The sequence below is a fragment of the Traorella sp. mt218 genome, from assembly GCF_055420025.1.
The window spans coordinates 16,399-27,583 of sequence record NZ_JBVAYM010000026.1 but is presented as its reverse complement, the minus strand read 5'-3'; the positions used below and the strand labels follow the sequence as shown (position 1 = coordinate 27,583).

The 11,185-nt window shown below is 40.3% G+C and carries 11 protein-coding genes; 2 read left to right on the top strand and 9 right to left on the bottom strand.

Annotated elements, in window-relative coordinates; all coding sequences use genetic code 11:
- Nucleotides 1–54: 54 nt before the first annotated feature.
- The 4 genes from ACZYT3_RS11075 to parE form a co-directional block, all read right to left on the bottom strand.
- The gene (locus ACZYT3_RS11075) at nt 55–1,239 is read right to left on the bottom strand and encodes an AI-2E family transporter (protein ID WP_464088690.1); all 1,185 of its coding nucleotides are present in this window, start codon (nt 1,237–1,239) and stop codon (nt 55–57) included.
- 4 nt (nt 1,240–1,243) lie between these two features.
- Nucleotides 1,244–1,486: a hypothetical protein gene (locus tag ACZYT3_RS11070; RefSeq protein ID WP_464088689.1), complete on the bottom strand. Its 243-nt coding sequence runs from the start codon at nt 1,484–1,486 to the stop codon at nt 1,244–1,246.
- 80 nt (nt 1,487–1,566) lie between these two features.
- Nucleotides 1,567–4,032: a DNA topoisomerase IV subunit A gene (gene parC / locus ACZYT3_RS11065; RefSeq protein WP_464088688.1), complete on the bottom strand. Its 2,466-nt coding sequence runs from the start codon at nt 4,030–4,032 to the stop codon at nt 1,567–1,569.
- Entirely contained in the window at nt 4,025–5,956 is a 1,932-nt protein-coding gene (parE, locus tag ACZYT3_RS11060; RefSeq protein ID WP_294562516.1) for a DNA topoisomerase IV subunit B, read from the bottom strand. Before parE ends, parC begins: the two co-directional genes overlap by 8 nt.
- Before the next feature lie 100 nt (nt 5,957–6,056).
- On the opposite strand from parE, the gene plsY reads away from it, so the two are divergent.
- Both plsY and bilS read left to right on the top strand, forming a co-directional pair.
- Entirely contained in the window at nt 6,057–6,656 is a 600-nt protein-coding gene (gene plsY, locus ACZYT3_RS11055) for a glycerol-3-phosphate 1-O-acyltransferase PlsY (protein WP_464088691.1), read from the top strand.
- Nucleotides 6,657–6,667: 11 nt separating this feature from the next.
- Nucleotides 6,668–7,177 (top strand): flavodoxin family protein BilS, encoded by a 510-nt coding sequence (gene bilS, locus ACZYT3_RS11050; RefSeq protein ID WP_464088687.1) that lies wholly within the window; start codon nt 6,668–6,670, stop codon nt 7,175–7,177.
- A 243-nt stretch (nt 7,178–7,420) separates the two neighbouring features.
- Here the strand turns inward: bilS and ACZYT3_RS11045 are convergent, their stop codons facing one another.
- Genes ACZYT3_RS11045 through ACZYT3_RS11025 form a run of 5 tightly spaced genes read right to left on the bottom strand, consistent with a single transcriptional unit; the run spans nt 7,421 to nt 11,181 of the window.
- The gene (locus tag ACZYT3_RS11045; protein WP_294562484.1) at nt 7,421–7,639 is read right to left on the bottom strand and encodes a YneF family protein; all 219 of its coding nucleotides are present in this window, start codon (nt 7,637–7,639) and stop codon (nt 7,421–7,423) included.
- Between the two features lie 21 nt (nt 7,640–7,660).
- Complete coding sequence (locus tag ACZYT3_RS11040) at nt 7,661–8,035, bottom strand: hypothetical protein (protein WP_464088686.1); 375 nt, start codon at nt 8,033–8,035, stop codon at nt 7,661–7,663.
- A gap of 56 nt (nt 8,036–8,091) precedes the next feature.
- Complete coding sequence (locus ACZYT3_RS11035; protein WP_294562489.1) at nt 8,092–9,273, bottom strand: SpoIIE family protein phosphatase; 1,182 nt, start codon at nt 9,271–9,273, stop codon at nt 8,092–8,094.
- On the bottom strand, nt 9,266–10,942 hold the full coding sequence (locus ACZYT3_RS11030) for a [Fe-Fe] hydrogenase large subunit C-terminal domain-containing protein (protein WP_294562491.1): 1,677 nt from the start codon (nt 10,940–10,942) through the stop codon (nt 9,266–9,268). Before ACZYT3_RS11030 ends, ACZYT3_RS11035 begins: the two co-directional genes overlap by 8 nt.
- A complete protein-coding gene (locus ACZYT3_RS11025; protein ID WP_294562493.1) occupies nt 10,939–11,181 on the bottom strand; it encodes a (2Fe-2S) ferredoxin domain-containing protein in 243 nt (80 codons plus the stop codon). Before ACZYT3_RS11025 ends, ACZYT3_RS11030 begins: the two co-directional genes overlap by 4 nt.
- Nucleotides 11,182–11,185: the final 4 nt, after the last annotated feature.

Below are 11,185 nucleotides of genomic sequence, written 5' to 3'. Positions count from 1 at the left end.
GGGTTTTATAGAGAATAAAAAAAGATTAAGCCTGAAAACTTAATCTTTTTTATTTTACTCAATACCGGTTTCCTCTGCCTTTTCTTCCAGCTCCACATGCTTTTCTTTTTTAGCGATGCGTTCATATACCCAGTCACGGAACAGATCATATAAGATGCTTGTAATCGGAATGAACAAGAGCATGCCAAACAATCCCATCAGACTTCCGCCTACCGAGAAAGCAATCAGCACATACATCGGCGGCAGACCAATTCTGTTCCCCATGATATGCGGATAGATCAGATTACCGTCAATCTGCTGGATGATCGCCATCATAAAAAAGAAGAACAGTGCCTGAATCGGTGAAACGATCAGTTGGATCAGCGTTCCGACAATCAGTGCGATCATACCTCCAAACATCGGTATAAACGAACAAAGAGCGACAATGACACCCACCACTGAAGAATAAGATAAACCGGTGATCCAGCAGCAAGTACCCACCAATGTACCCAGCACCACAGCTTCTAATCCCTGTCCGCTGACAAAATTTGAAAAAGTATCAAAGGACAATGCCAAGACACGCTCAACCTGCTGCTGCCTTCTTTCGGATAATACGGCTTTCATGACCAGTCTTAGCTGCTTAGAAAGCTTTTCTTTCTGTATCAGCAAATAAGTTGCGAAAATAAATGAGATAAAGAAAGAGAACATCGTACCTGCAAAGGAGGATACGATATTGAAAGCATTTGAAAGCAGATCGGTGGCAGAACGGCTCAAAAAATCCGTAGCCTGCTTAAACATTCCCTCATAATCAATATTCAGCGACTCAATAAAGCGAACCGCATCCTCGTTTTCTCTCACAAGCTGTTCAAAAAACTGCTGGGCCTGAGGAATAAAGATACGCAATTGATCCACCATGGCAAGAATGGCTTCCACTAACCGGGGAACCAGCAAAAAGGCCACGACAAATAAGACAAATAATACGATGGCAATCGTAAGCACCATACATATCGGACGTTTAAAAGAACGCCCGTTTTTTAACTGAAATGTTACATTTTTAAATAGCTTTAATTCAAGCTGGCGTAAAACAACATTTAGAATAAAGGCAATGATACCTCCGACAATAAAAGGATAGGCAATGGAAAGAATCGTATCGAAGACATCCATGATCACATTGATATTAAAAACAGCTGCTGTCAGCAGAACCGTAAATGTTATGATGAATAAAATACGTCTTGTCGCATGATTTTTAAAAAAATTCATAGGATTACCTCAAGATTTCAAAACATGCCCAAAGCTTATTTTTTAAAGATGCATCCTTAGACACCCTGATTGTTTTCACATCTTTTCTTTTTTTCAAATTTACTGCTTTTTTTTCAGAACGATAAAAGGAACGCTTCTTTGGTTCTTGTTTCATTGCTTTCTTTTCTTTATATTCTTTTACTGCCCAAGCACAGCCAATGGCTGCCACTGAAGCAAGCACACATCCTGTTATGACACTTTTTTTCATACCATCACTTCCTTATATCAATTATAAACTATTTCCATACATATTTCCATGAGAAAAGAAAAAACTGCTCAATGAGCAGTTTAATCAAATAAAGAAGTCTGATTGATCTCTGATTTTTCTTCTTCATGTACCTTTTCTTTTTTCTCGATCTTCATGACTTCATGAATCATCTTTTGAATATAGAAAGGCAAATGAACCTTGATTGCCGATGAGAAAGTAGCTTCCTTGCTCATCAAAGCAATATCCTTGCCATGAAGCTTTTCAGGCTTCTCCTGCATCAATAAAATCTCATCATTATTTTCACAACCAAAGCCATAACGAAGGACGGCCGGATTTGATTTTACTTTTTTAGCGATCAGATCGCCTCTTACCGGACGACCGGTTACTGCAATATCACTCATCTTGATCCGCTTCATAGAACCGCTTTCTGTCACACAGACCATATGTGAGTCAGAGGCATTGACAAGGGCCACACAGTCATCATTTTTCATAGCGATGATGCCCTTTCCTCTGCAAGACGTAGGCGTGATCACATCTGCCGGATAGCGCACGCTATAACAATTCGATGAAAGCACGATGATTTCATCATCATCACTGACGATACAGCTATCAACAAGCTCATCATCCGCTTTGATCGACATCAGCTGCATCGTTTTATTATTGCGTGATACCTCCAGATCAGCAATCATCGTCCGCTTGATCATTCCCCTGCGAGATAACGTAACAAGCGATGCTCCGGTATCAAAATCCTTCAGCACATAAGCCGAAATGATCTTCTCTTCAGAAGTCATACTGATACAGCTGTTGAGATGTGAACCGATATCCTTCCATTTCGCTTCATCGATCTCATAGATCCGGCAATAGCCATAAGTACCTTTGCCAGTCACGAACAAAAGGATATCCAACGTATTGACTTCCTTCACACCAATCAGCTCATCACCTTCCTTCAGACCCGTCAAAGCATCATTCGAAGAGTTATATGAACGCATCGATACCCTTTTCACATAGCCATCTCTGGAAACAGAAAGCATGACCTGTTCACTGTTGACCATTGCTGTCTTATCGATCACGATCTCCTCGATCTCATTTTCGATCTTAGTCAAACGCGGAGAACCAAAATCTTTCTTTACCTGCTTACATTCTTCAATGATGACCTTCTTCATCAAACGCGGATTATTTAAGATATCATTCAATTCTTCCATCTTATTCACAAGCTCTGAAAACTCATTCTTCAATTGAACGACATCCGTATTTGACAAACGATATAACTGCAATGTTACGATTGCTTCTGCCTGGGCTTCACTAAACTCAAAGCGTTCGATCAGTTTTTCCTTAGAATCTGCTTTGCCATTCGATGAACGAATGATCGCAATGACCTCATCCAAGACAGACATGGCTCGAATAAGACCTTCCAGAATATGACATCTTTTCTCCATTTTATCAAGCTCATAGCGGCTGCGGCGCGTCACGACATCCTTGCGATGATCGATAAAAGCATCCAGCATAGCTGCCAGACCCATCTGCATCGGGCGCTTATTAACAATGGCTACGACATTGTAATTAAAATAGACCTGAAGATCGGTATTCTTATATAAATAGTTTAAGATCAGCTGACTATTGGCTTCTTTTTTCAAATCGATACAGATACGCAAACCGTTACGATCCGATTCATCACGGACATCTAAGATACCTTCAATTGATTTATTCAGACGTATCTCATCGATTTTTTTCACCAGATTGCTTTTAATGACATCATAAGGAATTTCATGAACGATGATCTGCTGATTCGTTTTCGTCTGTACGACTTCACATTTACTGCGGACAACGACCCTTCCCTTTCCTGTCGTAAAAGCTTCCTTGATACCTTCAATTCCCTGTACGATACCACCCGTAGGAAAATCCGGTCCCTGTACAAATTCCATCAGTTCATCCAATGAACAATCCGGATATTGGATCCGATAAATGGCCGCATCCAACACCTCACTTAAATTATGCGGTGGAATATTGGTTGCATATCCTGCGGCAATCCCGCTGATCCCATTGACCAGAAGATTTGGATATTGAGCCGGAAGCACCGTAGGTTCCATTTCTTCATCATCAAAATTCGGTGCAAATTCAACCGTATCTTTATCAATATCAGCCAGCATATATTGACTGATCGCCGAAAGACGCGCTTCCGTATATCGCATGGCAGCAGGCGGATCATCATCCATCGATCCGTTATTACCATGCATATCGATCAAGGTTTCCCTTGTTTTCCATGTCTGTGACATACGGACCATCGCATCATAAACAGAAGTATCGCCATGCGGATGATACTTACCGATAACATCTCCCACGATTCGTGCTGATTTTTTATAAGGCTTATTATGCGTGATCCCCAGCATATTCATCGAATGGAGGATACGTCGCTGAACCGGCTTCAAGCCATCTCTGGCATCCGGCAAAGCACGATCCTGAATGATATATTTCGAGTATCTTCCAAAACGATCCCCCATAATTTCCTCAAGAGGAGCCGTAATGATATGTTCACTCTGCTTATCCATTGATTTCCTCCTTATAATCATCTTCCAATGTAAATGATACATTCTCTTCGATCCATTCACGACGCACATCCGCACGATCGCCCATCAGAACGCTCACACGCTTTTCCGCAAACATGCCGTCCTCAATGCTCACACGAATCAAGGTACGCGTATTCGGATTCATCGTCGTTTCCCACAGCTGGGAAGCATTCATTTCACCAAGTCCTTTATAACGTTGAATTTCATAGCCTCGACCCATTTTCTGTTTCAGCTCATTCAATTCTTCATCATTCCATGCATAAGCAATCTCTTTTCCTTTCTGAATCTTATACAGAGGCGGCAAAGCAATATAGATCATGCCCTCTTCGATTGCCTTGCGCATATACCGGTAGAAGAAAGTCAGCAAAAGACATTGGATATGAGCCCCATCCGTATCGGCATCGGTCATGATGATCACTTTTCCATAAGCACTGTCCTCCGGTGAAAAATCAGCACCGACACCGGCTCCCAATGCATGAATGATCGTATTCAATTCTTCATTCTTTTCAATGCTGGCAATACTGGCCTTTTCCGTATTTAATACTTTTCCACGAAGCGGCAAAATTGCCTGATATTTACTATCTCTTCCCTGCTTGGCACTTCCTCCCGCAGAATCACCCTCGACAAGATATAACTCTTTTTTCGAAGCATCCCTGCTCTGGGCAGCTGCCAGTTTTCCACTTAAGATCTTCTCACTTTTTCCTTTGGACTTTCCCTTACGGGATTCCTCACGTGCCTTGCGGGCAGCCTCTCTGGCCAAGGAAGCACGCTGCATCTTTTTGATCAGCGAAACCGCCAAATCCTTATTTTCCTCTAAAAAATAAGTCAGTTTTTCACTCACGACATTTTCAACAGCGCTCTTGGCTTCCATCGTTCCCAGCTTGCCCTTGGTCTGTCCTTCAAACTGCAGCAAATGCTCCGGAACACCTAAGGACAATACCACTGTCAGGCCTTCACGGACATCACTGCCCTCAAAGTTTTTATCTTTTTCTTTTAATAATCCATTTTTACGGGCATATTCATTAAAGACCTTCGTAAAAGCACTTCGGCAGCCCACTTCATGCGTACCGCCATCTCTTGTACGGACCATATTGACAAATGAAAACATATTTTCCTGATACTCATCTGTATATTGAAATGCACAATCGATCTGAATACCATTATTCATGCTTGAAAAAGAATAAGGCTTATGCAACGTCGCTTTATCTTCATGCAAATATTCAATAAATGCTTCCAATCCGTTTTCAAAATGATAAACCTCTTCTCTTTTATTATCACCACGCTCATCCGTGACGATCATTTTTAATCCCTTTAAAAGAAAAGCGTTTTCTCTGGCACGCTCACAAATCGTCGAATATGAAAAATGCGTCGTTGAAAATATCCGCTTATCCGGAAGAAACGTGACCTTGGATCCTGTCTTATTTGTTTTTCCCAGTTCTTTTAGCTTGCTGACCTTCTTACCGCCATCACTAAAATTCATCTGATATATTTTACCATCTTTATGTACGACTACTTCTACCCATTCACTTAAGGCATTTACGACACTGGCACCGACACCATGCAATCCCCCGCTTGTCTTATAGCCGCCGGCTTCCGAAAATTTACCGCCGGCATGCAGAATCGTAAAGATGACCTGCAGGGTAGACACTCCCTGCGCATGCATTTCTACCGGCATTCCTCTGCCTTCGTCTTCTACGCTGACACTGCCATCTTCATGCAATGTGATCTTAATTGTATTACCATGACCATTCAGCGCCTCATCAATAGAATTATCTACGATTTCCCACACTAAATGGTGAAGTCCCCGCGAGTCTGTACTTCCAATATACATTCCGGGACGCTTACGAACCGCTTCCAGTCCGTCAAGCACCTGTATACTTGATGCATCATAGGCTTTTGGACACATAAAAAAACACCTCTCTAACTTGATTATTATAACATAGATTTCTAAAAATTAGTTTGTCATTTTAATGAAAAATGATACAATAGGAAGGGGAGGTGATATGATGATTTACTTCTTATCTGTCTTATTTGGATATCTATTGGGATCGATTCCCTTTGCACTGGTGATCGGAAAGCTTTTCTATCACACAGATATACGTCAATATGGTTCAGGTAATCTGGGAGGCACCAATGCCGGAAGAGTTTTAGGAAAAAAAGCGGGTATCAGCGTGATCGTTTTAGATGCATTAAAAGCATTTATTCCTGTCGGTATCGTATCTATATATTCACAGGATGCATCCATATGGTGCGGTCTTGCCGTATGTGTCGGTCATTGTTTCCCTATATTTGCTCATTTTAAAGGCGGAAAAGCAGCTGCCAGCATGTTTGGCTTTCTGCTCGCCATCGCTCTTTTTACTACTCATAACTGGTTGTGCTTCGTCCTTCCGCTGGCTGCCTTCTTTATAACTTTATTCCTATCTAAAATGGTATCACTATCCAGCATGATCGCAGCCGTTGCCAGTACGATCTCACTTTTTATCATACAGGCATCGATCCTTGTTTTGATTGCAAGCGCATTGCTGGATATCCTGGTGATCACCCGTCACATACCGAATATCCGGCGAATCATGAATCATACTGAAAGTAAAGTAAAATGGCTTTGAAAGGAGTTTTTATGAAAATAGCAATTGTTTATGCAAGCAATACCAAAAATACTGAAATGATTGCAAAGGCAATCCAGGAAGAGCTTAAAAATGAAGAAATTGTTTACTTTGGTAAGCCTGCTTCTGAAATCAGAGAAGCAGATGTCTATATCATAGGATCATGGACAGATAAAGGAAATGCTTATCATACCATCCTTGACTTCATTCAAACATTAAGAAATAAAAAAATTGCGTATTTCGGAACAGCCGGCTACGGAAAAGATGAAAAATATTATCAAACCTTATTTTCAAGAGTAAAGGAACATATTGATGGTTCCAATCAAATATTAGGATATTTTTTCTGTCAGGGAAAGATGCCATTAAGCGTAAAAGACCGATATGTTCAAATGATGCGAGAACATCCGGATGATGCGAAATTAAAGGTCAGCATCGAAAATTTTGATGAAGCTCTTGAACATCCAAACGATGATGATCTAAAGCATGCGAAAGAATGGATTGCCTCGATCATAAATAAAAATTAAACATGATTTATTGATCCTATATAAAACGGTGAAATTCTATTGAAACACCGTTTTTTTTGTCTGATTTTAATACATATCAGTTTGAAATTTCAGCATCAACATGCAGACAGACATAAATTATCTGAATTATCTCTAAGTATCTATGATAAACTATATTTGCTTTGAAACAATACTGTAAAACAAAAATGATCCTACTCTATCTCTCAATGTTTTCATCAAGAAAAAAACCCTTTAAAAAGGGTTTTATCTTGCTTGTTCCATTGATTTCATGATTTGGCGAATTTGAGCTTCTGATGGTTTTCTTCCCATTTGCAAGAACATTGCCCGAATCATCTTTTCATTGATTGGAGGATGTTCTTTCAGCTGTTTGATGAAATATCTTCTGGTGAAATAGAATCCTAAACCGCCACCAATGACCAAACCAATCAATGTATATAGAATAGATGTCCAAAAATCTCCCATAATACACCTCCGTTGCTTCCTTTATTTTACACAATTTTCTATGACTTTACAAGTCTTTATCCATACCACTTTACCACTCTCATCTTTACAGCACCATATACGATGAACTCTTTTCATATAATCAAACAGGATATTTGCATAAATATCATCTGTTTCAACCTTATATTTGTGAAAAGCAAGCCAATGGTTTTTATAATAGATTTTATTTTCCAATATCTCCAGATATTCTTCTTTATAAAAATGAAGACAATTCGAAATCATTTCATAGCCTATAAAAGAATATAAGAAAACACTCTGTTGTTCTTCACTCATTTCAAAAAGAAGAAACAACGCTTTCTCTTTTCCTAAAAAAATGCCCATAGTGGTTTCACTACAGGCGATACATGTATAACTCATCGAATCACCCATTTCTATTTTAAAAAATAGAAATGAAAGATTTTGTCATGTTTTGCTTATATTTGCTCATACGTAACAATTTTGCCCAATTTTTTCAGCTCATCGCCAATTTTCTCTACCGTACGTATCTTTTTACCTAATGAGATAGGTGAATAATTGATTGAAGCATGGGCAATATTATCAGCCTTTCCCTGAATAAAGTGAATGGCTGAACAGTCGCAAATCAGCATATGGGTAAGAAGAAAGGCTCCATCCCCCTTTTCACCGTCCATAAAATTATTTAAATATTCCCTTGAAGCATTGCATTCTCTTAAATATTCCAATACCTTTTTTAGAGTAATGGCTCCCTCGGTTACCAGATCGATACCATCAATAAAAGCAATAGGCGGAATGTCACCAAGAAAATCTAAGGCATCCGGCATCCGGATTTCTTCATTCAATACACGTGCAACCATCTGTGAAGTACTTCCTCCGCAAACGATCTTCTTTCCGGTCGCCTTCATCAGCTTCATCACTACATCCGTATCATCTTCTTTATTGGCCGGTGGTCCTACAACGACCACACTTTGTCTAGGTGGAAGCATCTTAACGACTGCCACCGTTGAATCATCCCCGGGCATGCCCTGATACAGATCATTGACAGCCAAAAGCAGATTCATGCACGTCTTACGTGCCGTATCATTCGAGCGATGCATCGTTTCAATATGCTGAACGATTTCCTTATGATCCCATCCCAGATTTAAGATGCTGCCGATTCCTGCATGTACGATCCCATCTGAGAAAAAGATGATACGATCATTGGGCTCACAGGTAAAGCTACATGTCTTTACCTTCTTATTCTGCTGATAGATTTCCTCTTTTTCAAGCTTTAATTCCCGACCGTTTCTCAATACGATGGCTTCCGGACCATCATATTCAGCCATGAATACACGGCCGTCATAAAAAACCTGACAGACCGTAAAGGTTGAATAGGCAACCTTACGTTCACTGCATACCGGCAAGGTATTGATGATCGTTTCAATGGCATCGCTTAGCTCTGCTCCCTCATTCAGCATTGTCGCAATAATTTCACTGGTCAGCGTTGCCAATACATTTGCTTTTACACCGCTTCCCAAACCATCACTTAAAACAACGGTACAGCTTTTATCGTTTCGTAAGACCTTGACCTTATCGCCGCATAATTCTTCATTCTTTTTATTTAAAGAAGCATAATAGGTTTCAACATGCACCTTATCCATTCAGATCATCTCCATCGATCGCTTTATTCAGCTTTGTCAGAACAACCTTTGTTTCAGCGGTTGTTTCCCCAAGCAATGATGCAATTTCCTGAACGACACGCATCTGTTTATCGATTACCTTCTGGGTCGATTCAATCGTTTCTTTACGTAACTGCTTCATCTTCTTTTCCTGCTCACGCTGATTGGTAAGATCCATCAGGATCAATACATACGACTGTTCATCACCCAAAGGAAGGACTGCGATGTTGCAGACTTTCTCACCGCCGTGAATTTCTTCTACGATATATGAAACATCCTGACTTTTCTGATGAAGGATATCCATTAGCTGGGCACTTGGCAAAATCGCTTCAATTTCAAATCCTTTGACACTATAATTCTGAATACCTAAAAGTCGTACAGCACTAGGATTGATTTCCTTGATCTTGTTATCAGAATCAAGAACAATGATACCATTCGGTGAATGCTGAATGACAAGATTCGAAACAGACTGTGCATTTTCCAAGGCATATGGCAGACAATGCTTCGGATCGCTCTTGCCTTCCAATACCGCAATGGCTTTAGCACGGCATGTATCATAACCACAGGCACCGCAGTCCAGCCGTTTTGAACGGTCGGCTTTACCCATGCTGCAAAGCACTTCATGAATCTGATATTCAGAAAAAACCGGTTTTTGTACAGACTTATCCATAAACTTTGCTGATGCAAATTCAGCTTTATCTGCCCTTACCTTGGTACCATTTTCATATTCACTGATCCTGCTTTGTGCCAGCCATTCATTATCTTTGTAAGCCAACAAATAAGGTCCGCCTAAGCATCCGCCCTCACAGGCATTCAGCTCAAAGAAATAACCATTTAAATGTCCGTTCTTAATTGATTCAAGGACAGCACGACATCGTTTGATACCTTCAACAGCTAAAGCTTTGTAACCATTAAAATCATTGATCGTTTTAATGATTCCGCCGCTGATCGGATAAATACGGGCAATATTTTCTTCCTCATCACCCTCATAATAGCTTTGATCACTATTATCCAATATCCATTCATCCATATCCGGCATGGCTATGACCGCATCCACGGCATCACTGAAACGTTCATCCATCACCTCATGCTGTTTGGCAATACATGGTGACAGGAAAACGATTTTCGCATTCGGATACTTCTTCCTCAGCATTCTTCCATGTACGATCATGGGAGAAGCAACGGGTGCCAGACAAGATACCAGCTCCGGATATTCTTTTTCTATCATTTCCACAACAGTCGGACAACAGGTTTCTATAATATTGTTCATCTTTTTTTCCTGCATCAATGCCCCATACTGCGCAGAAACGACATAAGCACCCTTCGCCGTTTCCTCAACTGCACTAAACCCCAGCTTATAAAGATCCTGTTTCAACTTTGTATAGTTATCCCAAATGACCTGATAGCTCGGAGCAATCGAAATAACAACTTCCTCTTTTGCAGTCAGCCAGCTTTTCACAAGATCAAGATCACTTTTAATCTCTTTAGCCGATTGCGGACAGCACAAATAACAGTTACCGCAATGAATACATTCTTCTTCTATGATATATGGATGATTATTCTCAAAGCGAATTGATTTGGTCGGACAATTGCGTACACACTTCAGACAACTTTTACAGTTATATTCAACAAGTGTAATTAAAGGCTTCATAGAGAATTTAATTCAATTTCAATTAAATCAATAGCATTGGCAAGTGTGACACCTTCCAAGAGTTTTCCATCAACGCGAACTCCCAGTCCTTTTGCACATTGTCCCATACAGAAAGCACCCTTTAACTGAACCTTATCCTCAAGATGATTTTCTTCAAGATACTTCTTCAACTTTTCCACCAGCTCATTGCTTCCTTTCACAAAACAGCTGCTTCCAACACAGATTTCAATTGTATGCATAACT